The organism is Vibrio sp. B4-6 (assembly GCF_963888245.1).
In the GTDB taxonomy this organism is placed as follows: Bacteria; Pseudomonadota; Gammaproteobacteria; order Enterobacterales; family Vibrionaceae; genus Vibrio; species Vibrio anguillarum.
In genome coordinates this window covers 1-25,366 of the sequence record NZ_CAWPIM010000069.1, presented here as the reverse complement: position 1 = coordinate 25,366, position 25,366 = coordinate 1, and the positions used below count along the sequence as shown (strand labels likewise).

23 protein-coding genes and 2 tRNA genes are annotated in these 25,366 nt (G+C 44.5%); 15 read left to right on the top strand and 10 right to left on the bottom strand.

Annotated features, from left to right (window positions below):
• Positions 1–132: 132 nt before the first annotated feature.
• The 4 genes from thiI (at position 133) to rlmM (ending at position 4,346) form a co-directional block, all read left to right on the top strand.
• Entirely contained in the window at positions 133–1,581 is a 1,449-nt protein-coding gene (gene thiI, locus AACV20_RS16990) for a tRNA uracil 4-sulfurtransferase ThiI (protein WP_026028972.1), read from the top strand.
• Between the two features lie 377 nt (positions 1,582–1,958).
• The gene (locus AACV20_RS16985) at positions 1,959–2,870 is read left to right on the top strand and encodes a transcriptional regulator GcvA (protein WP_026027676.1); all 912 of its coding nucleotides are present in this window, start codon (positions 1,959–1,961) and stop codon (positions 2,868–2,870) included.
• Positions 2,860–3,258 (top strand): DUF423 domain-containing protein, encoded by a 399-nt coding sequence (locus AACV20_RS16980; protein WP_013857395.1) that lies wholly within the window; start codon positions 2,860–2,862, stop codon positions 3,256–3,258. Before AACV20_RS16985 ends, AACV20_RS16980 begins: the two co-directional genes overlap by 11 nt.
• The gene (rlmM, locus tag AACV20_RS16975) at positions 3,255–4,346 is read left to right on the top strand and encodes a 23S rRNA (cytidine(2498)-2'-O)-methyltransferase RlmM (RefSeq protein ID WP_170907684.1); all 1,092 of its coding nucleotides are present in this window, start codon (positions 3,255–3,257) and stop codon (positions 4,344–4,346) included. Before AACV20_RS16980 ends, rlmM begins: the two co-directional genes overlap by 4 nt.
• A gap of 44 nt (positions 4,347–4,390) precedes the next feature.
• Here rlmM and xni read toward each other — a convergent pair whose 3' ends face one another.
• The 5 genes from xni to queF all read right to left on the bottom strand — a co-directional run bounded on the left by xni (position 4,391) and on the right by queF (position 11,734).
• Complete coding sequence (gene xni, locus AACV20_RS16970; RefSeq protein WP_026028115.1) at positions 4,391–5,176, bottom strand: flap endonuclease Xni; 786 nt, start codon at positions 5,174–5,176, stop codon at positions 4,391–4,393.
• 89 nt (positions 5,177–5,265) lie between these two features.
• The gene (ppnN, locus tag AACV20_RS16965) at positions 5,266–6,639 is read right to left on the bottom strand and encodes a nucleotide 5'-monophosphate nucleosidase PpnN (protein WP_017045573.1); all 1,374 of its coding nucleotides are present in this window, start codon (positions 6,637–6,639) and stop codon (positions 5,266–5,268) included.
• A gap of 301 nt (positions 6,640–6,940) precedes the next feature.
• Complete coding sequence (locus tag AACV20_RS16960) at positions 6,941–8,497, bottom strand: GGDEF domain-containing protein (protein WP_170907683.1); 1,557 nt, start codon at positions 8,495–8,497, stop codon at positions 6,941–6,943.
• A gap of 109 nt (positions 8,498–8,606) precedes the next feature.
• The gene (locus AACV20_RS16955) at positions 8,607–10,874 is read right to left on the bottom strand and encodes a tetratricopeptide repeat protein (RefSeq protein ID WP_170899441.1); all 2,268 of its coding nucleotides are present in this window, start codon (positions 10,872–10,874) and stop codon (positions 8,607–8,609) included.
• A gap of 14 nt (positions 10,875–10,888) precedes the next feature.
• Positions 10,889–11,734 carry an NADPH-dependent 7-cyano-7-deazaguanine reductase QueF gene (queF, locus tag AACV20_RS16950; protein ID WP_170907682.1) on the bottom strand — a complete coding sequence of 282 codons (846 nt, stop codon included), beginning with the start codon at positions 11,732–11,734 and terminating at the stop codon, positions 10,889–10,891.
• Between the two features lie 98 nt (positions 11,735–11,832).
• Here queF and syd point away from each other — a divergent pair, with 98 nt between their 5' ends.
• The gene (gene syd / locus AACV20_RS16945) at positions 11,833–12,378 is read left to right on the top strand and encodes a SecY-interacting protein (RefSeq protein ID WP_047688882.1); all 546 of its coding nucleotides are present in this window, start codon (positions 11,833–11,835) and stop codon (positions 12,376–12,378) included.
• 2 nt (positions 12,379–12,380) lie between these two features.
• Positions 12,381–13,157, top strand: a complete 777-nt coding sequence (locus tag AACV20_RS16940; protein WP_170907681.1) for a Zn-ribbon-containing protein — start codon at positions 12,381–12,383, stop codon at positions 13,155–13,157.
• A 93-nt stretch (positions 13,158–13,250) separates the two neighbouring features.
• Here the strand turns inward: AACV20_RS16940 and AACV20_RS16935 are convergent, their stop codons facing one another.
• Genes AACV20_RS16935 through metN form a run of 3 tightly spaced genes read right to left on the bottom strand, consistent with a single transcriptional unit; the run spans position 13,251 to position 15,811 of the window.
• Complete coding sequence (locus AACV20_RS16935; RefSeq protein WP_013857385.1) at positions 13,251–14,060, bottom strand: MetQ/NlpA family lipoprotein; 810 nt, start codon at positions 14,058–14,060, stop codon at positions 13,251–13,253.
• A gap of 49 nt (positions 14,061–14,109) precedes the next feature.
• Positions 14,110–14,787 (bottom strand): methionine ABC transporter permease, encoded by a 678-nt coding sequence (locus tag AACV20_RS16930; RefSeq protein WP_017044205.1) that lies wholly within the window; start codon positions 14,785–14,787, stop codon positions 14,110–14,112.
• Positions 14,777–15,811: a methionine ABC transporter ATP-binding protein MetN gene (metN, locus tag AACV20_RS16925; protein ID WP_013857383.1), complete on the bottom strand. Its 1,035-nt coding sequence runs from the start codon at positions 15,809–15,811 to the stop codon at positions 14,777–14,779. Before metN ends, AACV20_RS16930 begins: the two co-directional genes overlap by 11 nt.
• A 197-nt stretch (positions 15,812–16,008) precedes the next feature.
• Between metN and gmhB the strand changes: the two genes are divergently transcribed.
• The 9 genes from gmhB (at position 16,009) to AACV20_RS16880 (ending at position 24,986) form a co-directional block, all read left to right on the top strand.
• Positions 16,009–16,560 (top strand): D-glycero-beta-D-manno-heptose 1,7-bisphosphate 7-phosphatase, encoded by a 552-nt coding sequence (gene gmhB / locus AACV20_RS16920; RefSeq protein WP_017044207.1) that lies wholly within the window; start codon positions 16,009–16,011, stop codon positions 16,558–16,560.
• 25 nt (positions 16,561–16,585) lie between these two features.
• Positions 16,586–16,930 carry an MliC family protein gene (locus tag AACV20_RS16915; RefSeq protein WP_017044208.1) on the top strand — a complete coding sequence of 115 codons (345 nt, stop codon included), beginning with the start codon at positions 16,586–16,588 and terminating at the stop codon, positions 16,928–16,930.
• A gap of 55 nt (positions 16,931–16,985) precedes the next feature.
• Positions 16,986–17,933, top strand: coding sequence for a trehalose operon repressor TreR (gene treR, locus AACV20_RS16910; protein ID WP_088732013.1), 948 nt, complete (start codon positions 16,986–16,988; stop codon positions 17,931–17,933).
• 167 nt (positions 17,934–18,100) lie between these two features.
• Positions 18,101–19,525 carry a PTS trehalose transporter subunit IIBC gene (gene treB, locus AACV20_RS16905; protein WP_026027679.1) on the top strand — a complete coding sequence of 475 codons (1,425 nt, stop codon included), beginning with the start codon at positions 18,101–18,103 and terminating at the stop codon, positions 19,523–19,525.
• Between the two features lie 61 nt (positions 19,526–19,586).
• On the top strand, positions 19,587–21,278 hold the full coding sequence (treC, locus tag AACV20_RS16900) for an alpha,alpha-phosphotrehalase (RefSeq protein ID WP_170907680.1): 1,692 nt from the start codon (positions 19,587–19,589) through the stop codon (positions 21,276–21,278).
• Positions 21,279–21,535: 257 nt separating this feature from the next.
• Positions 21,536–22,258: a winged helix-turn-helix domain-containing protein gene (locus tag AACV20_RS16895; RefSeq protein WP_094164532.1), complete on the top strand. Its 723-nt coding sequence runs from the start codon at positions 21,536–21,538 to the stop codon at positions 22,256–22,258.
• Positions 22,249–23,883, top strand: a complete 1,635-nt coding sequence (locus AACV20_RS16890) for an ATP-binding protein (protein WP_170907679.1) — start codon at positions 22,249–22,251, stop codon at positions 23,881–23,883. The genes AACV20_RS16895 and AACV20_RS16890 overlap by 10 nt, the downstream gene beginning before the upstream one ends.
• Positions 23,884–23,959: 76 nt before the next feature.
• A complete protein-coding gene (locus tag AACV20_RS16885) occupies positions 23,960–24,196 on the top strand; it encodes a hypothetical protein (RefSeq protein ID WP_017047988.1) in 237 nt (78 codons plus the stop codon).
• Positions 24,197–24,218: 22 nt separating this feature from the next.
• On the top strand, positions 24,219–24,986 hold the full coding sequence (locus AACV20_RS16880) for a PKD domain-containing protein (protein ID WP_170907678.1): 768 nt from the start codon (positions 24,219–24,221) through the stop codon (positions 24,984–24,986).
• Between the two features lie 99 nt (positions 24,987–25,085).
• On the opposite strand, the gene AACV20_RS16875 is transcribed toward AACV20_RS16880, so the two are convergent.
• Positions 25,086–25,170 (bottom strand) — tRNA-Tyr (locus tag AACV20_RS16875).
• 79 nt (positions 25,171–25,249) lie between these two features.
• Positions 25,250–25,334, bottom strand: a tRNA-Tyr gene (locus tag AACV20_RS16870).
• Between the last annotated feature and the right edge of the window lie 32 nt (positions 25,335–25,366).

The window sequence follows — 25,366 nt, the reverse complement described above, 5'->3', positions numbered from 1 at the left end:
CGAGCGCTAAGGCTCGTCTTTTTTATGGTTATCACCTCGTGTATAATCCTGCGCCCTTAGCGGTGTATCAGTAGCAAGTAGAATGCGACCCATTGATTCACCACGTTGCCCAATCAGATTGCGAATAGAACTATGAAATTTATTGTTAAGCCCCATCCGGAAATTTTTGTTAAAAGTGACTCAGTACGCAAGCGCTTCACAAAAATTTTAGAGTCCAATATTCGTAATATCATCAAACGAAGAACAGAGTCAGTCGCGGTATTTAACCGTCGCGATCACATTGAAGTGGCTGCGCAAAGTGACCAATACTATCAAGAAGTCCTTGAAATTCTGACTCATACTCCTGGCATCCAGCAAGTGCTCGAAGTGCAGCAATCTGAGTTTAAGGATATGCATGACATTTACGAGCAAGTGTTAGCACTCAGCCGTAATAACATCGAAGGAAAAACTTTTGTTGTGCGTGCCAAGCGTCGAGGAAAGCATGATTTTACCTCAATCGATGTTGAGCGTTATGTTGGTGGTGGTTTAAACCAAGCAGTTGAGAGTGCAAAAGTTCAACTTAAAAACCCAGACGTTACCATCAATATTGAAATAGCCGATGAATTGCTCAATCAAGTGATTGCCCGTTATAAAGGTTTAGGTGGTTTCCCTCTTGGCACTCAAGAAGATTTATTGAGTTTGATTTCTGGTGGTTTTGACTCGGGTGTATCAAGCTATTTACACATCAAACGTGGCTCAAAAGTGCATTATTGCTTCTTCAATTTAGGCGGTCCAGCGCATGAAATTGGTGTAAAGCAAGTGGCCCATTATTTGTGGAATAAATACGGTTCTTCAGCCAAAGTGCGTTTTATCTCGGTCGATTTCGAGCCAGTGGTGGCTGAAATCTTAGAAAAAGTAGACGATGGTCAAATGGGTGTGGTGCTAAAACGTATGTTTATGCGCGCCGCAGGCATGATAGCTCATAAGTTAAATATTGAAGCTTTAGTGACCGGAGAAGCGTTGGGTCAAGTTTCGAGCCAAACTCTAACTAATCTTCGTCATATTGATGGTGTGACAGATACTTTAATTTTACGTCCTCTCATCAACTGGGACAAAGAAGAGATTATTAAAGTGGCGCGCGAGATTGGAACAGAAGATTTTGCCAAAACGATGCCAGAATACTGTGGGGTTATTTCAAAAAGCCCAACAGTTAAAGCGGTGAAAGCGAAATTAGAAGCCGAAGAAGCGAAGTTTGATTTCTCAATCCTAGAGCACGTAGTTTACAACGCTCGTCAAATGGATATCCGTGATATTGAGAAAGAGAGCCAAGAGCAAGCACCTGAAGTTGAACAAGTGACCGCTATCGGAAAAGATGCGGTGGTACTTGATATTCGTAGCCCAGATGAAGAAGATGACAAGCCACTGCTGATTGAAGGTGTGGAAGTAAAACATTTGCCTTTCTACAAGTTATCGACTCAGTTTGGCGATTTGGATCAATCGAAAACATATCTCTTATATTGTGCGCGCGGTGTGATGAGCCGGCTTCAAGCTCTGTATTTGAAAGAGCAAGGCTTTAACAACATCAAGGTATATCGACCTTAATCGTTATCTCGATACAGAATCGACCGCCCACGTTTTCGTGAGCGGTTTTTTTATGGCTCCGACTTAATCACAGGCATAAAAAAAACACCGCCCAAAGGCGGTGCTAAAGAATTTGACAGACAGGTCAAACAATAAATACAGGAAGTATATGTTTTGGTGCAGGGGATAACTGCACAAAACAGGATGGTAGAATTCTACCTCACTCGAAATACGAGTTTGCAAACACAACATCGCAACAAAAGCCAATTGATTCATAACTGAATCAAGCCGTTCAGGCCTTGTTGCGGGGTGAAATATAGAATTTCTCTAGCCGCTCGGCAATGGACAATTTATAATGTTTCAGATTAAAAAAACTAATCTAATTTTTGAGTGTACCTATGTCCAGAAGATTGCCACCATTAAACTCGCTGAAAGTGTTTGAAGCGGCAGCTCGCCAGCTGAGTTTTACTCGCGCTGCGGAAGAGCTATTTGTGACACAAGCCGCAGTCAGTCATCAAATCAAAGCGTTAGAGGAATTTTTAGGGTTAAAGCTATTTCGCCGTCGTAATCGTTCTCTGCTATTGACAGAAGAAGGGCAAAGTTACTTTCTCGACATTAAAGATATCTTTACCGCACTCTCTGAAGCCACCGATAAGGTACTAGAGCGCAGTGAGAAAGGGGCATTAACCATTAGTTTACCGCCGAGTTTTGCGATTCAGTGGCTCGTGCCACGTCTGGCCGATTTTAACCAGCAAGAGCCGGATATTGATGTGCGTATCAAAGCGGTTGATATGGATGAAGGTTCGTTAACCGATGATGTGGATGTGGCGATTTATTATGGACGAGGTAACTGGCCTGGTTTACGCGCGGATAAGTTGTATCAAGAGTTTTTGATCCCGCTTTGTTCTCCTTCACTGCTGTTAGGCCCTAAGCCTTTAGAAACACTGGACGATCTAACACGCCATACTCTGCTACACGATACTTCACGTAAAGATTGGAAACAGTTTGCCAAAGAGAACGATCTTGAAGGGGTGAATGTCAACCACGGCCCCATCTTTAGCCATTCGACCATGGTGCTGCAAGCGGCGGCGCATGGGCAAGGTATCGCACTAGGGAATAACGTGTTAGCTCAGCCAGAGCTGGAAGCGGGTCGCTTGATTGCGCCTTTTGACGAAGTGCTGATGACTAAAAATGCTTTCTATGTGGTCTGTCACGAGAAGCAGGCCGATATGGGGCGCATCGCTACTTTCCGTGATTGGATGCTCAAAAAAGCCAGAAGGGAACAAGAGGTATTGCTAGATGAAGAGTAAGTTATTGCTCACTATCGCGGCTTTTATGGCGGGCGTTGGTGTCGCTCTAGGAGCTTTTGCGGCGCACGGCCTAAAAGCGTATTTAACCCCTTACTTGCTTTCGGTGTTTGAAACGGGAGTGCAGTACCAATCGATTCACGCTTTAGCCATATTAGCGTGTGGTATTTTGCTGCGTTGTCGTTTGGGATCGAAAGCACAAAAATATTTTTTCATTGCGGCAATTTGCTTTATCATCGGCGTCCTTTGTTTTAGCGGCAGTCTTTACGCTTTAGCACTCACGGGCATCAAGTGGTTTGGCCCGATCACGCCATTTGGTGGCGTGTTCTTTATGCTAGGGTGGGGAGTGTTTGGCTATGCAGCACTTAATATTCAAGAGGTGGACCAGTGAAACACGTAATGCTCTATTGTCGTGCAGGCTTTGAAAAAGAGTGTGCCGGAGAGATCCAAGATAAAGCGACTAAGCTAGAGGTTTTTGGTTTTCCTCGTTTGAAAAACAATACGGGTTACGTTTTGTTTGAGTGCTATCAGGCCGGTGATGCTGATAAGCTGATTAAAGAGATCGATTTCCAATCGCTTATTTTTGCTCGTCAGATGTTTGCGGTAGCGACGGAATTTAGCGATTTACCTAAAGATGATCGTATTTCGCCTATCTTATCTGAACTCGCCGAACTTGAGGGTTTTCCGCGTTGTGGTGACATTCGCATTGAAACGCCAGATACCAATGAAGCGAAAGAGTTGCTCAAATTTTGTCGTAAGTTTACCGTGCCATTGCGTCAAGCGTTACGTGGCAAGGGGATTCTGTCTAACAAAGAGTCGGCGAAGAGACCTGTGCTACATGTCTGCTTTATTCAACCCGGACACTGCTTCGTTGGGTATTCGTACACCAACAATAACTCGCCTTTTTTCATGGGTATTCCTCGTTTGAAATTCCCAGCCGATGCGCCAAGTCGTTCCACACTGAAGTTGGAAGAGGCTTTCCATGTGTTTATTCCTCGTGAAGAGTGGGATGAACGTTTGGCTCCGGGAATGTGGGCGGTAGACTTGGGCGCATGCCCGGGGGGCTGGACTTACCAACTGGTGAAGCGTTCGATGTTTGTTCATGCTATCGACAACGGTCTAATGGCTGAAAGTTTGATGGACACAGGACAGGTGAAACACCATGCCGAGGATGGTTTTAAATTTGAGCCGCCACGCAAGAACGTGACTTGGATTGTGTGTGACATGATTGAAAAGCCAGCTCGTGTTGCGCATTTAATGGGGCAGTGGATCCTCAAGGGTTGGGCGAAAGAAGCCATCTTCAACTTAAAGCTGCCAATGAAAGGGCGCTATGATGAAGTTTTACAAGACATTGAAAACCTAAAAGTTTTTCTGATTAAAAATGATGTAAAGTTCCGCATGCAGGCAAAGCATTTGTATCATGATCGTGAAGAGATCACAGTGCATGTCCAATGCTTGTCGAACATCTCTCCGCACTAATGCTCCAATAGGTTAATTTAACGCTCCTTTCTAGGAGCGTTTTGCTATTCTGGATGGGATACTTGCGCTGAAAAGCGAATGTCTTGCAAGTTAAAACCGAGCTCTATATCGGTCTTTAGTGTGGCAATGTGTTTGCAGACTCGCGCCATATCGATCTGCTCATCAAATTTTTTACGGTATTTCTTGGCCAAATCAGCACTGGCGTAGGCCGCTTCTATGTCGGGAAATTGTGTTAATATCTCTTTTGCTGCTTTTGGACCAATGCCGGCAATGCCGGGAACTTGGCTTGAACTGATGCCCGTTAATCCCCAAAAATCGGTTAATTGGCTCGGCTTTACGCCAAATTCCTGTTCAATAAAGGGTTGATCTAACCAACGATGTTGAAAGTAGTCACGAATTTGTAAAGTGGGAGAGAGCAGTTGGCAGTAGCCTTTATCGGTTGAAATGATCGTTACTTTTTCACCGTGGCTTGCCACTTTCGTGGCTAAGGTGGCCACCAAATCATCGGCTTCATCACCTTCCGAGAGCAGTGAATCAATCCCTAATTCCCACCATGCTTGCTGAATGGCGTCTAAGCCAAGTTGCAGTGCTTCTGGCATCGGCTTCCGGTTCTGCTTATAAGTCGGTAGAAGTTGTGCTCTCCAGCCCCGGTCTTGTAAGTGATGATCAAACACGGCGATGATGTGGGTCGGTTGAGCTTCATTGATGATACGGTGCAAGGTGCGCGAGGTTGTCTCTATGGTTCTTGCCATATCGTTAGGATCGGGTTGTGCGGAGTGCACCCGACGGATCAAATTCAAAGCATCAATGATGACAAGGTGTAAAGACATAACGACCAAAAAATAAGGGCTTAATAAGCCCTTATTGTAATGATCTCACTTAAGATTGCCACTCATCATGGCATAAGTCAGCTTAGCCTTTAATGATTGTGATTATTGGTTGCAATTTTATAGCAAGGTTCATAAGCACTTCCACCGGGTAGCTTCATTCGGTGTTGTGCAACGAAGTCTTTTAGTAATAAATCCATTTTTTTCATTAATTGGGCATCGCCATCGATGATGAATGGGCCGTGACGTTCAATTTCTCGAATGCCTTCCGCTTTCACATTACCAGCGACAATGCCAGAGAAGGCGCGACGCAAGTTAGCAGCGAGTACTTCTGGTTTTTGGTTTAGGTGTAAATCCAAGTTGGCCATACTGTCGTGAGTCGGTTCAAAAGGCAGTTGGAACTCAGGCTCGATTTTGAGGGACCAGTTGAAACTATAAGCATCACCACTATCTTTACGATGCTGACGAACCAGCGGCATCGCTTGGCTCATGATACGCGCCGCTTTTTCTGGATCATCAATGACGATTTGATAATGTTGGCGTGCTTTTTCACCTAATGTTTCGGCAATGAATGTGTCGATTGAACGGAAGTAGGCTTCGCTCTCTTTTGGACCAGTCAGTACAATTGGCATTGGTTGGCTTGCGTTATCTGGGTGCATCATGATACCCAAAATGTACAGCAGTTCTTCCGCTGTTCCTGCTCCACCGGGGAAAATAATGATGCCGTGCGCCATTCGCACAAAAGCTTCTAGGCGTTTTTCAATATCCGGCATAATCACCAATTCGTTCACAATCGGATTTGGTGGCTCGGCGGCAATGATCGACGGTTCGGTTAAGCCAAGATAGCGTTGTGCGGTATAGCGCTGTTTAGCGTGTCCAATAGCGGCTCCTTTCATTGGCCCTTCCATAGCGCCTGGTCCGCAGCCTGTACAAATGTTCAGTTCACGCAAGCCCAGTTCATGGCCCACTTCCCGCGTATATTGGTACTCAGTAGGGTTGATAGAGTGTCCACCCCAACAAACCACTAAGTTAGGTTCAAGACCGGGAACCAAGGCACTGGCATTACGCAAAATACCAAACACTAAGTTGGTGATGTGAATGGCATTGGTAAGATTTAGGCGCTGATTATCCGCCAGATGCATGTTGACATAAACGATATCGCGCAGGACCGAAAACAGATGTTCTTGAATTCCTTTAATGATCTGCCCATCAACAAAGGCATGTTCTGGTGGATTCGTCAGCTCTAGCTTGATACCGCGTTCACGGCGCATGACAGTGACATCAAAAGATTTATATTTTTCAAGAAGTTCTTTTGAGTTATCCGTATGGCTACCAGAGTTAAGTACCGCCAAAGTGCAGTTGCGATACAGTTGATATAGATCGCTCGACGCGGTCTTTTTTAGACGCTCAACTTCAAGTTGAGAAAGCAGATCCATGCTGCCTGTAGGGCTGATATGAGTAATCATACTGGCCTCCTTAGTTGAGAAGTAAGGAAAATGTCCACGCTACGACTAAAGTTGGTTTTTATATATACCCGCTTAGTATGGAGTATAGGTCATGGTTCGTTTAGTGACGGATGTGCGATAGGACGACATAACTGATTGAAATTACAGTATCAATCTAGTTCTTTTCTCGATTGTTAGGAAATGTTTATGCAAGCAGAGTGTGATGTTAAGCACGCTTTAGTTTGGTTTTGTTCAAATAGCGACCAGTTAAGGCCGCGATTTGAATGGGTTTCTTTTGTCTACATCCGATCTGGACTTGTGTTTATTTCCAAACCACTTGGTTAGGGCCGAAACTCTTGGCTTCTAGTAACGAGCGGCGTAAACGTTCAAGTACTTCCTCTGGCGTATCGGAGTCTTTAAAACAGGTACTCGCGGCTGAAAGTGTAATCGTAATACTCTTGTCTCTGAACTTGAAAGGGAGCCTCGATACATGACGTTGAATGTTTTTTACCACCTTGAAACAGTGATTATCTTCTTGATCGGGAAGTAAAATAATAAATTCTTCACCAGAGAAACGTGCCACGGTATCTGTATCGGATGCTTCTTTGGATATGGTGCGGGCAATAATTTTAAGGGCTTTATCACCTGCCGTATAGCCAAAGCTATCGTTGATAGTTTTGAACTTATCAATATCAAAGATTACGATTCGGAAAGTATGTTGAGCTCTTATCCAGCGCCGATATTCCAGCTCAAGGTGGTCATTAAAGGCCGTGCGATTATAGACTTTTGTCAGTGGATCAAGCAGCAAGCGCTGAGACTGATCTTCCAATCGACGGCGATAATCTTGGGTGAGCTCAAACAGAGCTTCCATTTGATTTTTGCCATAATTTAAGCGTTCAATCAGTGCCTGCTCGCGTTGCTCTGCATGACTTAAGCGTTCAGAAAGTGACGCCATTTCGCATAATATAGGTGAAACGGAGAGCTTAAGATCGTCAATCGCCACAGAATCTTTGATTAGGGTTTGGCTTTGGGTAATCAAAGCGGCGAGTTCAGCATTCATCTCTTGGCGATGTTCAAAGTAACTCTGGCTTTGGTCTGCGTTGTGAGTGCTACTTTTAATGTGTTTTGTGAGTGATGAGTTGACCTGTTCTAAAAATTTCTCAGATGTTTTGCGCTCACTGTTGGTGCCATCAATCACCAGTTTTAGAATCTCTAACGTCAACTCTAAGAGCGTTGATGTCGATACACCAATCAACAGCTTGGCACGAATATCTACCAGTAGTTCCCCTGATTCACCTTCAAAATCCAATTCAGTGATCAGGTGTTGCAGTTCATCGGATAGCTTGGTTAATAGCTCTCTATCCGCGACATGCAGATCGCTGATGGCCGTATTCGGGTTCGCTGTTATTATTTTGATTGCACGTTCATAAATCCCAAGCAGTTGAATCGCTTGTTCAGCTTTAGGCTGAGCTTCTGAAAAACTGAGCAGATCACGCAAATCACGCTTAAGTTTGGCGGGTAGGCCAGCAACGCGAAGTAATGTTTCCCCACAATGTTTGATTTGAGAGTCCAAATGAGAGTTTTCTTTTTCCATAACCAAAGTTTGTTGCTTCAACATGCGCTCCAATACGGCTAAGCGAGGTATGAGCGTGCTTACGTCTTTTTGTTGCTCTAGAGCTTCACGAAGATCCGATAAATTAATATTTAGCTGATGATCATTGCCCTGACACGCCAAGCTTAATGATGTGACGATCCGTTTTAGGACAGTATGTTCTCGTTTAAATTTGAACGAAGTGTCCCTGTGTGTCAAACGAACCTGTTCCAACTGAGTTTTCAGCTGCTGTAACTGTGTTTGAATATCCTGTTCGAGAGCGCCCATGTACAACTAAACTAAACTGCGAGGATCGTTAGGATCCTATTAATTGATTTATCGATAATAACAAATTAATTGCCCACGTCACTGCTTTAACACATTGAATGCCGAGTAATTACCCATCTTTTAGGAGTTTTTTGATGCTCTCCTCATTCTTATAAGAAGAATGTACTTTTATCAACCCTTGATTGATGGCGTGCTTGCATGATTTGCGAATATTGTTGGAGGCAAAACTAGCGGCTGGAGCGTTATCAATCGCTTTTAAGTAGACCCAATGGCTTGCTCCTTCTCTCATACTTAGCTCACGAGCTGTGTTAGTTGCCATCAGCAGAATATCGAGCAGCTCTTTATCATTAATCGCCATATAAGCTCTTGGCAAAAACGGGTAGTCGGCGATGCCCATCCGTATTGTACGGTTTAAGCGACGTTCAGGTTGAAATTCATCTATCCATTGCTGAATTTGATCGAATGCGATTTCAGGCAGTGTATTGCGATCGGCATTCGGTTCGATATAGAGCAGATTGGAATCTGAAAAGTGATAAATCCGATTCGGTTCTTTGATTTTCGATTTTAAAAACTGACCAAATTGATGCTCCAATTCTAAGCCAGCTGAATAGCCATGTTCTAAGTACATGTTGCGCAGAAAGGGAATATCAATCATCACAAAGCGGAGGCGATCACTCAGTGGCTCGTGGATGAGTTCACCAATATACCACGGCTCAAAATGACGGCTGCTTTTTTGCATCGCTGAAGGAAGCTTAGCATTGAGCATGCGCAAGTTACGCAAGCGAGAGCGAGAATGGGTAAAGAGCGTGCTGTTGAGTTCATCGATTTCTTCATTTTGCAACTGGATAAGGTAGCCTCTACGCAGTAGCAGTAAAAATAAAATAATGGAGATGATAAACAGAATAAAGGCGATCTTTTTGAACTTATTATACTCTTCTTGAGTTTTGAGCAGCGCTTTTTCTTGCCCGACCAGATGTAAGGTTTGTTCTACAAACTCTTTTTGCTGACGAAAAGCATCTTCACTGATTTGGTTGAGTTTTTCTTGGCGTATTTGCGATAGTGCATTGCTGCGTTTTATGTTCTCTAAGGCCTGTGCGTACTGACCGTTTTGCTCATAACCCAAGGCCAGTAACCGATAGGCATGCTCTTCAATCTCTTCATCTTGCATCGTTTTAGCAACGCTTAAGGCGTGTTGAGCGTTGCTGATGACCACATCGGCTTGTTTTTGGTGAAAGGCCAATCCTGAATGCAGTAAGTAAGCCTGTGCCTTTAAACGAGGATAATCTTTCAGCTCAAGCAAGTCTTCAGCGCGAGTGAGATACTGGTCAGTTAATGGGTAGTTATAGAGACTAAGGTAGGTCGCCGCCAAACTAATACGCACTTCAATGACTTTTTCCAGATCATTGCGGCTCGTTTCGTGATCGATCACGTTGAAGTAGTGAACGAGCGCTAGATTGTATTTACCTTGCTGGTAATAGACATCGCCCATACGTTGCAATACATCAGCCAAGGCTGGCGACTTGTTATAGCCGTCATAAAAATCGGCGGCTTGAGACAAATGCTCTAAAGCCTTATCGAGCACTTTTCTTTCAAAAAAAAGCTGAGCCAGTAAGGTATTAGTTTTAGCGAGTAGGGCGCTTGAGTTGTTTTCAATCGCGCCCCAATAGGCAACTAGCAACTCAGATAAAGCGCGATTGTAAAAGCCATGAGTGAGAAAATGTTGACCAATAACAATCTGATATTCAATCACTGTTTTCGGTGAGGAGATCGAATCAATGTAAGGCTTTAGGTCAGCAAAAAGCTTATTGGCCAATTCGATATCATTGGCTTTTGAGGCAATTTCTGCTTTGAGCAGGGTAATTTTATAATCGAGACCTTTTGCCACTTGATCCGCATTTTTGATGGCATCATATTGAATGCTGATCGCGCGTAGCGCCTGCCGAGCGGCGCTTGCATCATTATTATTGAGCCAAATTAGACGAGTTTTGAGTATTTGTACATCCGTGGCTAAATAAGGCAATTGATAGTGTTGCGTGAGCTCTTCAGCAAGTTTTAACGCGGCCAGTGCGGCATCCATATTGTGCAACTGGAACTCTGCTTTGGCTAAAATCTTTAACGCATCAACGCTGCTGCCCGGTGTTCGAATCCGACTGTCGCTTTCATCGCGCGCCATCACTGATGATGATTTTTCTGATTTTTCGGCCAACTTGCGCTGAGTCAGATACTCAGTGGCTAGGGTTTTGGCTTGATTCGGTGAGATATCAATTAACCCATTGGCTTCATTTAACATTGGCGACGAGTAGATAGTGGCTTGTGAAGCCAGTGAAAACAGAGCCAGAGTTAAACTGAGCAAAAGTGTCCAGCGCACGTTGATCATCCTAATGCTAATCCTTATTGACGGGCCATACGTTGGTTATGTGTTGGCCGTTCTTGTTCGGTTGAGCGAAATGGGTTGATATCCAAACCGCCGCGGCGAGTGTATCGAGCGTATACCGTTAACTGTGTCGGTTGGCAGTATTGCATAATGTCGGTGAAGATGCGCTCTACACACTGTTCGTGGAACTCATTATGTTCACGAAATGAGACGAGATAACGTAACAGTGCTTCTCGATCAATTTGTTGACCTTGATAATGAATTTCGACGCTGCCCCAGTCGGGTTGATTGGTGATTAAACAGTTCGATTTCAGTAAATGGCTGTGCAGTGTTTCATTGACTTGCTCACCACGCTCGGCACTTTTTAGTAAGCTGGCATCAAATTGGTAACTTTCAATCTCAATATCTTGTCCATCAATGCATTCACCCTGCATAGTTACAATCGCTTGGCCAGTGTAATCGGTCACCGGGTTGAGAGTGACACTAACTGGCGCGCCGGCACAGGCCGATAAATCGTTGGTTAAGCGCTGCGTTACTTCATCCCAACTGGCTACTTTGCTTTGGTTATAGCTATTGAGGTAGAGCTTAAAGGATTTAGATTCAATCAAGCTGGCACTTGTCGCAGGGATAGAAACTTCGCCAATTGCCACTTGTGGTAACCCTTTTTCATTGAGCCAAGAGAGCTCGTACAAAGTCCAAATGTCACAGCCTTTAAACGGTAAGCTATCCCCCAAATGCAGATCATCACGGTTTAAGCTACGAGGGACAGGTTGCAGTAAGCTTGGATCGTATTGTTTGGCGTAGTCGGTTTTTTTGCCAAGGGTTAACCCTGCCAGCGCTTTGGCATCGGAATATTTGCTCATACTTTCACGTCAATTCGATTAGAATAAGCAGAATTTTACGCAATCCTAGGGTTGCTGTCATCACACAAGGCAGCGACTCATCAATTTTGGAGCACTTCATGGCACAAACTGCCGAGCAAGCCTTACTTTCATTTACTCAACGTTATCTTGACGCTTACCAAACAAAGCATGGCGAGTCTCCTCGTAATGATGAGTTGGCTGAGTTGGATTCCCCTTGCGCAGTGATGAACGACCAAGACAGTGTGCTGTGGAAGCCCGTCGTCAGATCTGTTGCAGCTGATTTTTCTAACGTAGAAGCAGCGATTGAATTGACTCTACATTCTGATATTAAAGCCTTTTATGGCGTACAGTTTTGTGCGGACATGCCAGCTAAGTGGCAAGGCAACGAGCTCGCTCTATTGCAAGTGTGGAGTGAGGATGATTTTGTTCGTTTGCAGGAAAATATCCTCGGTCATTTGGTGACTCAGCGCCGACTAAAACTCAAACCAACCGTGTTTATTGGTGCAACCGATGCGGAGATGGATGTAATTTCGATCTGTAACCTTTCTGGACATGTGATTTTAGAACGTTTAGGTACCGATAAACGCGACGTGCTGGCCGAAAGTGTGGCCGAGTTTTTCGCTAATTTAGAACCTGTGGTGTAACGATGTACGTGGTTGAATTGCAGTTTGAGTGTTTTGATAACACGACTATCTCGGCGGTAGATAAAGCGATTAATGGCCTAATGGATGCTTTACGCTATAACGGTCAAGTGCTTGGGCGTGAATTCCCCATCGTGATGGGAGAGGGCGAGTTCTTTGTGCGGGTGGTTTGCCCAGAGCAAGAAAGCTTGCACCCTAAGTATCATTCTGATTTTGTTAGGGTGTGCCTGAATCGCTTGACGGAGGCTAGCTTGCTGGCTCCGAAAGCCCGTTTGTTGGGGCGCGATCTTAATTCCGAGCAAGCCGCTGATGATGTTTTGCCTAGCTGGCAGATACTTTACACCACTTATGTACACACTTGTTCTCCGCTGCGCAGTGGTGACACATTACTGCCGATCCCTTTATATCGTAATTCTGCGACCTTAAATGGCGATCATAAAGCAGTGATCAAATGGCAAACGGAGTGGCAGGCGTGTGATGAACTTCAGATGGCGGGTGGTTGCCGAGCAGAACACGCTGCACTGCACGAGATTTGCGATGTGGACAGTGTGCTGTTTATTCGAGGATGGGATTTACGAGGACGAATTGAGTTTTTGACTCACATCCCTACTTATTACTATCTGTATCGAGTTGGCGGCCAGAGCCTAGCGGACGAACAAGCCAGAAAATGCCCGACATGTGGGGGAGAGTGGCTACTCGATGAACCGCTGCACGACATTTTCCATTTTAAGTGCGACCCGTGCCGTATTGTGTCCAATATGTCTTGGGATCATATTAAGTAAACAGGTGCGTGTTGTTGATACGAAAAAGCCGATACATCGCGTATCGGCTTTTCTATTTTTATAGGCTTTTTGCACAGGTAATAGCTTTATTAATTACCAGCCTTTTACTGCGCCACCGTCAAAAATTTTCGAAGCGGCTTGGTACACTTCTTCTGTTTGGTAGGCTTTAACAAAGTTAGTCACGTTTTCAGCATTCAGATTTTCTGCACGAGAAACAATGATATTGACATAAGGTGACTCTTTATCTTCAACGAACACACCATCTTTTTCAGGCGTTAGATTGATTGAGCTGGCGTAGGTCGTGTTGATGATAGAGAGCGTGACGTCGTCAAGTGAACGAGGCAGTTGCGCGGCATCTAACTCAACAATAGTGATGTTTTTTGGGTTGGCGACCACATCACGTACCGTTGCCAGCAGGCCTGCACCGTCACGTAGAGTAATAAGGCCTTGCTGTTCTAGCAGCAGTAAAGAGCGACCAAGGTTGGTTGGATCGTTAGGTACCGCAATACGAGAGCCATCTTGAATCTCATCAACCGATTTCACTTGTTTTGAATAGCCAGCAATCGGGTAAACAAAGGTGTTACCTGCAATCGCTAATTTGTAACCGCGGTCAGCGATCTGTTGATCAAGGTATGGCTTGTGTTGGAATGCATTGATATCAATCGAACCATCATCCAGTGCCGCATTAGGGGTAACATAGTCGGTAAACGTCACGAGTTCTACATCTAGGTTGTATTTTTCTTTTGCAATTTTTGCTGCAACTTCAGCAACTTGTGCTTCAGCACCGGCAATGACACCCACTTTGATTTTATTGTTGTCGACCGCTTTTTCACCACAGCCTGCCAGCACGAGTGCTGAAGCGCTAACGGCGAGGGTAAGTAGAGCTTTAAGGCTAAATTTCATGATTAACTCCTTGTTATAAAACGAATCTGTGTTTTAACTTTATTGTGATTTAACGGTGGTCGACACGGCGGACAAACTTATCGCCAATCGATTGAATAATTTGTACTAAGACAATCAACATCACCACGGTGACCGTCATGATGCCTAAGTCGTAGCGATGAAAGCCGTAACGAATAGCAACATCGCCCAAGCCACCGCCGCCAACGGTTCCGGCCATGGCAGAGTAACTTACTAGAGTGACCATAGTGATGGTGACTGAGTTGACAATCGTTGGTAGCGCTTCAGGAAGCAACACTTTACGAATAATTTGGATCGGCGTAGCCCCCATTGACTGCGCAGCTTCGACCAAACCAGTGGGCACTTCCAGCAATGCACTTTCAATTAAACGAGCGACAAATGGAATTGCGCCAATCGTCAGCGGAACAATAGCCGCTGTGGTACCAATAAACGTACCGACAAGCAGTTTTGTCACCGGAATAATGGCCACCATAAGCACCAAAAATGGCACAGAGCGACCAATGTTGACGATGGCACCAAGAATGCGGTTCAGCTGAGTGTTTTCGAGAAGGCCGCCTTTTTTGGTGGTATGTAAAATAACCCCCAGTGGAATACCAACCACGAAACCGACGATGCCCGCGACAGCGACCATGTAGAGTGTTTGCCAGGTTGCCATCAGTAGAAGATCGCCATTCAGGTTTAACCAAGCGGTGATGGTGTTAAAGGACATAACCAAGTACCTCTACTTTTACGTTGTTTTCGCGAAGAAATTCAAGAGCGGCCGTATCGTCCGACTCATTACCAAACAGTTCAGCGACCATCATGCCGAATTTAACGCCACCAGCGTAATCAAGGTCAGAACTTAATATACTGACATCAATATTAAATTTACGGGCAATTTGTGTCATCAAGGGAGCATCAACCGTTGCGCCTGTAAACTCTAATCGCACCAGCGGGTAGCTACCTTTTACGCGAGTGGCTTGCAGGCGAGCTTGGTAATCTTCCGGAATTGATAAATCGAGCGTTGAGCGAATAAATTGATGAGCCAAGGCGGTTTTAGGGTGAGCAAAAATCTCGCCAACTGTGCCTTTTTCAACCAGTTCACCGTCGCCAATAATGGCCACTTCGTGGCAAATACTTTTTACCACATCCATTTCGTGAGTAATTAGCAAAATGGTGATATTGAGTGTGCGGTTGATCTCTTTCAATAGCTCTAAAATCGATTGAGTTGTCGCAGGATCAAGCGCACTGGTTGCTTCGTCACACAGCAATACTTTTGGATCAGAGGCGAGTGCTCGCGCTATTGCAACACGTTGCTTTTGACCACCACTCAGATTTGCAGGATAAGTTTCGCGCTTATCCGTCAGGCCGACCAGTTGCAACAGCTCTGACACTTTCTTTTCAATGCTATTTTTTTCGACACCAGCCAGCTCAAGTGGCAGAGCAACGTTGTCAAATACCGTACGTGATGAAAGCAAATTGAAGTGTTGAAAGATCATGCCAATGTTGCGACGAGCTTGGCTGAGTTCTGATTTGCTCAGTTGAGTTAAATCAACGCCATCAACCACAACCGAACCTGTTGTTGGAGCTTCTAGCATGTTGACACAGCGAATCAGTGTACTTTTCCCTGCACCTGACGAGCCAATTACACCAAAAATAGTGCCTTGCTTAATGTGAAGATTAATCTCTTTCAAAGCATGAATTTCCTTATTGCCTTGATAGAAAACTTTATTTACTTGATTAATTTGAATCATCGGAAAACCTGTGCAGGGATAACAGAATAAAATGTTGAACTCTCTCTCACTTGTTGGACGATGCTATGGCTTAACTTGATTTAAGTCAATAGATATTTTTACGTCTAGACGTCTAAACGCTTTAGTGAATTAGGTAGTGATGAAAAAAATAAAGCGTGTAATAATCATCATATCTGGCGTGATATGAGAGAGTTATTTTGGCTAAACCTGCAGTGTTTTTAGATCGCGATGGCGTGATCAACGTTGATCATGGCTATGTTCATGATGAGCATGATTTTGAGTTTATTGATGGTGTATTTGAAGCCACTAAGAAGTTTCAAGACATGGGGTATTTGCTGGTTTTGGTGACCAACCAATCAGGTATCGCTCGTGGGAAATTTAGTGAAGAGCGCTTTTTATCTTTAACGCAATGGATGGACTGGAATTTTGCCGATCACGGTGTCGAGTTTGATGGTATTTATTACTGCCCGCACCATGCAGAGCACGGTGAAGGTAAGTATAAAGAAGAGTGTGATTGCCGCAAACCCAAGCCTGGTATGTTTATCTCCGCACGGGATTTTCTTGATATCGATATGGAAAAATCCGTGATGATAGGCGATAAAGCTGAAGATATGATGGCTGCACAAGCCGCAGGTGTTGGTACTCGTGTGTTGGTGCGTACCGGTAAACCCGTTACTGAGCAAGGTGAATTACTCGCCACCGTGGTACTTGATAGTATTCGCGATGTCCCTGCTTTTCTTGCACAGTAAAAATTCCCCCTTTGTGGAAGGCAATATGAATAAATCATTTCTTTTTGTTGGATTCAGTGTTGGTTTTTTAGCGGCATGCTCACCACACTACGCGAACGATTCGCGCGTTGAAAGTGAGAACCTGTTCCAGCATTATCAATGCCGTTCTGGTGAGCATTTTGATGTTGCGTATATTGAGCAACAGTCAGCCGTTCTCCGTATTGCCGATCGCGAATATACATTAATACAAATTCCAGCCGCCTCTGGCGCAAAGTATGTGATCGACGATAGCGAGCAAACTCAGCCTCAAACCGTGCTTTTACATACGAAAGGCGATGAGGCTTTGCTCGAAGTGGGATCAACGACTTATCAAGGCTGTACCACTCAATAATTCATTTAAGATAAGCGCATGCTATCTTCCATTTTTATTTACGCTATAGGTTCGCATGAGCAGAAAACTGACTATCTTGGATATTGCAAAACTGTCTGGTGTTGGTAAATCGACGGTTTCTCGTGTATTGACGAACGACCCAAAAGTGAAGCCTGAAACACGAGCAAAAGTGGAACGCGTTATCCAAGATTCTGGGTATGTGCCACTGAAATCGGCTCAGTTAATGCGTGGTGGCAGTGAGAAAGTGATTGGCGTGATTATCTCACGCCTTGAGTCACCGTCTGAAAACCGCGCCGTGGGGCGAATGCTACAGGTGTTGTATCAAAATGGGTACGATGTGGTGATTATGGAAAGCCAGTTTGATCGCACTAAAACGAACGAGCACCTTGAGGTTTTACATAAGCGTAATGTGGATGGTGTAATTGTATTTGGTTTTACCGATCTCGATATCACACAACTCAACCTATGGGCATCGCGAGCGGTTGTGATTGCGATGGATGCCGATAAAGTCTCATCGATTAACTATGACAATTATGGTGTTATTCAAGGCGCGCTTGCTCATTTGACTGCGAAAAATCGAGTTCATATTTCCTACATTGGGGTCGATCCTAGCGATAAAACGACAGGTAAATTACGTTTAGATTCGTACTTAGATTGGTGCAAACAAAGTGGATGCACTCCCAATTATCGCACTGGGCGTTTGCATCATGAAAGTGCTTACCAACTGGTTGATGAAGTGCTGAATGATCAGACTCAAGCTATCGTGTGCGCCAGTGACACTCTGGCACTTGGCGTGATTAAACGTCTCCAAGAATTGGGCCGAGATGATATCGCCGTCACTGGTGTGGGTGGTAATGAGCTGCTCTCTTTTCTTTTCCCTAATATTTATAGTATTGATCCTGGCTATGCTCAAGCGGGAGAAAAAGCAGCTAATTTATTGATTTTACAGCTTAATAATGAAATGAACCCTGCACACATCACTCAACAACCGCTAACAAGCTAACTCCTTATTTCTTAAAGTGAATTACAATTAGTCTGTGATCTTATTCAATTAATGGGATTGTTCCCATTTTTACCTTTTATTATTTATGTCAATATTGCACTTGTAGATGGGAATGTTCCCATTAAAAAGAAAAACAGACAGTATTCCAATATAGGGTGGGCAAAAGTATGGCCAAGATAGCGAAGCAAGACGTGATACGTCTTATCGAGCTGGTAGGTGGTAAAGAAAACATCGCCAGTGTGAGTCACTGTTTGACTCGTTTACGCTTTGTTTTAAATGATACCGACAAGGCGGATAAAAAAGGACTAGAACAGCTGAGCATGGTTAAAGGGTGTTTTACCAATGCTGGGCAGTTTCAAGTTGTGATTGGTACTGAGGTGGACGAAGTTTACGCCATCTTAATCGGGCTTTCAGGCAAAGAAGCCGTTTCTAAAGATGAAGCGAAGAAAGCCGCTCGCCAAAACATGAACTTTTTAGAACGTGGCATTTCGCATCTTGCGGAAATCTTTGTTCCTTTGCTGCCAGCGATCATCACCGGCGGTTTAATCCTCGGTTTTCGTAATGTCATTGGCGACATTCGCATGTTCGATGGAAAAACTTTGGTTGAAATTAGCCAATTTTGGGCCACGGTTCATTCTTTCTTATGGTTAATTGGCGAGGCTATTTTCTTCTTCCTACCGGTTGGTGTTTGTTGGTCAACGGTGAAAAAGTTAGGTGGAACACCGATACTGGGTATTACTTTGGGTGTGACTCTGGTTTCGCCTCAATTAATGAATGCTTATCTGATCGGTAAGCAGATGCCCGAAGTGTGGGATTTTGGCTTGTTTGTGATAGAGAAAGTCGGCTATCAAGCTCAGGTGATTCCTGCAATGTTGGCGGGTGTTGCTCTGGCGTTTATTGAGACAAACTTAAAGCGCATCATCCCTTCTTATCTTTACCTCGTTGTTGTGCCGTTTATCTCTATCATATTGTCCGTTATTTTGGCCCACGCTTTAATTGGTCCATTTGGTCGCGTATTGGGCGATGGCGTCGCGTTTGCGGCTAAAGCTGCAATGACTGGCGATTTTGCGGTTATCGGTTCAATGGTGTTCGGTTTCTTGTATGCGCCACTGGTCATTACCGGGATTCACCACACCACTAACGCGGTGGATCTGCAATTGATGCAAGAAATGGGTGGTACGCCAATTTGGCCACTGATTGCACTGTCAAATATTGCTCAAGCGTCTGCGGTCGTCGGTATCATCTTTATCAGTAAAAAACACGGTGAGCGAGACATCTCTGTTCCTGCGGCTATTTCGGCTTATTTGGGTGTAACAGAGCCAGCGATGTATGGTGTCAACTTAAAGTACAAGTTCCCAATGCTAAGCGCCATGATTGGTAGTGCTATTGCAGCCGCAATTTGTGGTAGTGCAGGGGTGATGGCGAATGGCATCGGTGTGGGTGGTTTACCAGGTATTCTTTCGATTCAACCACAATACTGGGGTATTTACGGCATCGCGATGCTGGTGGCGATGGCCGTCCCAATTCTGCTTACTCTGTTTTTATACAAACGAGCTCAAGCTAAAGGCGAGCTAGAGCCAGCAAGTGCATAACCTTTCATTCGAGTGGTGAGTTTTCACCACTCATTTTCATTTTGGTAAGTGAGTTGTCAATATGGTTATAACCAAGAGTGATAGTCAGTGGTGGAAAACTGCGACCATCTATCAGATTTATCCCAAAAGTTTTTGTGATAGCGGCAATAAAGGAACGGGAGATATCAAAGGGATCATCTCTAAACTGGATTACTTGCACCGCTTGGGAATTGATGCCATTTGGCTGACACCCATTTATTCATCTCCGATGGTTGATAACGGTTATGACATTTCGGATTATTACAGTGTCAATCCTCAATTCGGTAGCATGCAAGATTTTGATGAACTGCTGGCTCAAGCTCATCAAAGAGGTATCCGCATTATTATGGATATTGTGGTTAACCACACCTCAACCGAGCACGCTTGGTTTCAGTCGGCGTTGGTTGATAAATCAAGTCCGTATCGTGACTATTATATTTGGCAAGACCCGATTAATGGTCAGGCTCCAAATAATTGGCAGTCAAAGTTTGGTGGTAGTGCATGGGCGTTAGATGACGCAACAGGGCAATATTATCTGCACCTATTTGCCAAAGAGCAGGCGGATCTAAATTGGGAAAATCCTCAAGTTCGTGAGGAAGTGAAGCAAGTGATTCGTTTTTGGGCCGAAAAAGGGGTGGATGGTTTTCGTCTCGATGTGATCAATTTAATCTCAAAAGCGCAGGATTTCAGTGATGATCACCAAGGTGATGGACGCCGTTTTTATACCGATGGCCCGCGCGTGCATGAATTTTTACAAGAGATCAGCCAAGCGGTTTTCCAACAGTACGGCAGTGTCACCGTGGGGGAAATGTCCTCAACAACGCTTGAACATTGCCAACAATATTCACGCTTGGACGGCAAAGAGCTGTCGATGGTGTTTAACTTCCACCATTTAAAAGTGGATTATCCGAACGGTGAAAAATGGACGAAAGCACCATTTGATTTCTTGCAATTGAAGCAGATTTTCAACCATTGGCAAACGGGTTTAAATGGTAAAGGGTGGGGAGCACTTTTTTGGTGTAACCATGATCAACCTCGTATCGTGAGCCGTTTAGGGGATGATCAACGTTATCGCGTTGAGTCGGCAAAAATGTTGGCCGCATCGATTCATATGATGCAAGGCACGCCTTATGTTTATCAAGGTGAAGAAATTGGCATGACCAATCCCGGCTACACCGCTATTGAACAGTACCGAGATGTGGAAAGTACTAACATTTACGGCATCATGGTGAACCAGCAAGGGGTAAGTCATGAAGCCATGATGGCCATTCTTGCACAAAAATCCCGTGACAATTCTCGCACGCCAATGCAGTGGAATGCAGAGCGCTTTGCCGGTTTTAGCCAAGGTCAGCCTTGGCTAGACATTGCCGAAAACTATCAAGAATTGAATGCGCAATGTGCGTTAGCTGATGAGCAATCGGTGTTCTATTTCTACCAAGAGTTGATAGCGCTGCGCAAAAAAATCGGTGTAATTACCGATGGTGATTACACCGATTTACTACCCGATCATAAAGAGATTTTTGCCTACCAGCGACGCAACGCGAAACAGGTGCTGATCTGTATCAATAACTATTATGGCGTTGACACCGAATGCGTGCTGCCAAAAGAGTTACCGATTAAGAAAGCAAAATACCTGTTAGGCAACTATACAGATATAAAACCACTCAAAGTTTTGGAGCATCAAGTGCTTCGTCCGTATGAAACACGCGTAATTTTGTTCGATTTAGTATCCTGATTGAGTCCTACCCCTATAGGTTCAGTCATTTTTCAGCCCCGAATTTTCGGGGCTTTTTTATCGACTCTGTTTATGAGTCAAGGCCCAATGGTACTTTCTTCGTACTCTTATTGATTCAACGCAGTAGGCTCGGCTGTTGATGATTTGTTTAATGTTTTAACAACACCACAACTTTGTTGCTTGGTCACAATTAGTCACACAAAGATGAAACACAATCCGCTATAGTTTGCGTTCTTAGCAAACGGATGTGAAACACAATGAACAGTACTCTCTCCCCCTCTTATCGAGTGGTTCTCGTTGAAGATGATTTAGAACTCTCGGAACTGATCAAAGACTTTCTCAACCACTATGAGTTTTGTGTCTCAACGGTTGCGGATGGGATTCAAGCCGTTGATCGGATTTTGGATGAGCAACCTGATTTAGTCATTCTGGATATTATGCTACCAGGGCAAAGTGGTATGGATGTCTGCCGCGCTATCCGAGATCAATACCACGGTATGATCTTAATGCAAACGGCGTTGGACGACGATATTGATCAGGTGATGGGGCTGGAATTGGGTGCCGATGACTATGTTGTTAAGCAGGTTAAGCCCCGTTTGTTGCTGTCACGTATTCGAGCTTTACTTCGGAGGCAAGCAAGAGGAAGTCAAAGTGACAAATACGAATTGTGCATAGGTAACTTGTGGATGAATTTACAGCATCGAGCGGTATTACTTGAGCAGCAGCCCATAAAACTCACGACCAGCGAGTTTGAGCTTTTGTATCTACTCGCCCAACATGTCGGCACCATTGTCACGAGAGATGATATCGCTCAGCATGTGCGTGGTTTTGAATATGATGGTTTAGATCGCTCAATTGATCGTCGTATATCACGCTTGCGGCGTGCGCTCGGAGATGATCCTAATGAACCTAAGTTGATAAAAACGGTTCGAGGTAAAGGATATCAGCTCTGCGCTGTATCGGAAGGGAAGTGGTCATGATTCGATCTTTTTGGGTACTCTGGGTAGCTGTGTTTCTGCCGATCTTATTACTCAGTATTCCCACGCAATTTAATCCGATCCCATATCTTAGCCGCAGTATCTCTGAAGAATTTTATAAGCCTGTCTATCAGAGTAACTTTACGTTTCTATCTGAAAAATTACGTCAAGCACCTCAAGCTGAGTGGACAACGATTATTGACGGCTATGCTAAGCATTTCAGTTACCCACTTCGATTAGAGGCATTAGACAGTTACCACGCCTCCCCAGAAGTTTATCAAGCGTTGCAAAAAGGCGAGATCATTTTTCAAGATGGTGATCCTATGGCACTTTTGCAAAGAGTGTTGAACAGTGACAAAGTGCTCTATTTCGCGATCAATGAACCGAGAGAACTCGCTGCGCTTAACCAGTCCAGAGGCACATTATACCTCGCGGTAGAAGATCTCCGTAGCCAACCCCGTACTCAATGGCAAACCAGTATTGCTGAGCAAAATAGCCGAATACCTTTAGAGTTGAGTCTATTGCAAGAGCAAGATTTGTCACCCATCGAGCGAAGTAAATTGTTGGCTGATGAAGAGCAGATGACCAGTTATATCAATCAACAAGGCAGCATGATCTTATTGGCTGCGGTGGATGAGAATACGTGGTTACGCGTCGAGGACAATATTTCCTACCAAACCCAATTAAAGCTCACCACGGCTATCGGCGGTTTCTTTTTTTTAGCCATTTCTGTGGCCTTAGTTATGTGGATTTATCCTTTATGGCGAGATCTGAAACGTCTGGTAAAAACGGCGAATGAATTTGGCCAAGGAGTATTATCTCGTAGAGCGACGACATCTCGGCTTTCCGTGGTCTCTCAGCTCAGTCATTCTTTTAATAATATGGCAAATAACATCGAAAAGCTGATTGCCAGCCAAAGAACCTTAACCAACGCCGTGGCGCATGATTTACGAACACCGCTCTACCGTTTACGCTTTGCATTTGAAATGCTTGAGGATGAAGACATTGCCTTAAGCCAGAAAGAAAAATACCGCCAAGTAATTCACTCCAGTATTGAAGATCTCGATCATTTGATTAACCAGACACTTGTTTTGTCGCGCTATAACCGTATCACAGATATTCGCCATTTTTCTTATTGCCACTTTGCCGACAATTTGGTTGCAGAAGCGGAGCATTTCCAGCTTGAAAACCCGCAACTCACATTGCGTGTCAGCGTGTTGGATTCGTTGCGACAGCAAACGATATTTGTCGATAATCGAGCTTTATTGCGGGCCGTTAAAAACTTGCTGAGTAATGCCGCGCGATTTGCGCAGCAAGAGATCCATCTCTCGTTGAACGAATCTGATGGGCAACTTTTTTTGGTGGTCGAAGACGATGGCCCCGGTATTGCGCCAGATGATATTGAACGTATTTTTGAGCCCTTTACTCAAGTGAATAATCAAGAGCGTAATAGTGAAAAAGGCCATGGTCTTGGGCTGGCGATTGTCAAACAGATCACTCGTTGGCATCAAGGCAAGGTTAGAGTAAAAGTAAATGGTTCAGCATTAGGGGGCGCATGTTTTGAACTGCAATGGCCGAAACAGATTTCTTTACCTAATGTGACCAAACTGGATACAAATGGTCAATAAACTGCTGACGATTTATTTGTATTGAGAATGCTACCTTGAATGGGTCGGTGAATCAGACCGCTCACAAGGAGTAAGCATGAATACCAAACTATTAGCGCTGTTTTTAAGCGGCGTATTTTTCTCATCCACCAGTGCCACTAAACCGATGGAATGGATCTCAGCCTTCAGCGATGGGGTCCGCTTAAATGACCAGCTCAGCCAAACCAATACGCAATCGAATGTGATGATGGATTACGCGCAACAAGATGCTGCATTGTATTTGGACGGTAGTGAAGTCGCCTTTCTTTCCATCAGTACCAGTTACCTCTTCTAATGCTTAACCACAGGAAAATATTATGTTTAAGTTAAACCAGTTGTTCGTGATCCTGAGTGTGCTCGCACTTATCGTGGGATGTAAAGCCGATGATTTGAAAGATGCGGATAAGCTGACTAAGCCTACGGTTAATGCTGGTGCTGATCAGATGCTAATACTGCCAGTAAATAGTATTACGTTGAGCGGAACGGCGAAATCTGAGTTATCAATATATGAAATTAAAACGAAGTCTTGGCGTCAAGTTTCTGGGCCTCAATCGCTTACCTTGATCAATGCAGATTCTCTGAAAGCAACGGCGTTTTATCCTACGATTGCTGGCACGTATGTTTTTGAATTATCAGTCAAAGACAGTGGTGGAAGAAGCAACAGTGACCAAATGCAGGTGATCATTCAGGCGGCCGCGCAAAGCATGCAGCGAGCCTATATGCAGCAGGTTGATGTCGTTGCTTGGCAGTATGCTGATAGGAACCAAGGCATGCTGAGCTTTAGTGATTTAGATTCGGTTTCTTTAACCGAATTGGACACTCAATTAGAGCATGCGCTGGCCTCACTCAATAGCGCAGCTGAGTTTGAGCTGCATTTTGCAGCCAATGCTGGGGGAAATATACAAACGGCTTTGCTGTTATTGAATGCCCTTTCTGCTCAAGGAGTTCCGATTTGTTTAAGTGAAAGTTCATCTTGCCACTCTTTGGAACAAGGGTTTTTATTGCAGACTGAACTGCCAGAGAGTATCAATTGCAGTGATGCACAAAGCTGTGTTACCGCTCTACTTCAGTATATTGAGGGTTAACTAGACTACTTAGTGACGTCAGTTTATAGAGCTATGATGTAAAGAAACGGAAAAGCCAGCTTGAAAGCTGGCTTTTTATCGTTCTCAATCGAGAAAATATGGTGGAGGGGGACGGATTCGAACCATCGAAGGCGGAGCCGGCAGATTTACAGTCTGCTCCCTTTGGCCACTCGGGAACCCCTCCGGGTGTTTTCCTATTCTAAAAATAGGCTTGAATGATGTTTTCCCAACGTATCAATCAAGGTTTCTCTTACGAGAAAATATGGTGGAGGGGGACGGATTCGAACCATCGAAGGCGGAGCCGGCAGATTTACAGTCTGCTCCCTTTGGCCACTCGGGAACCCCTCCGGGTGTTTTCCTATTCTAAAAATAGGCTTGAA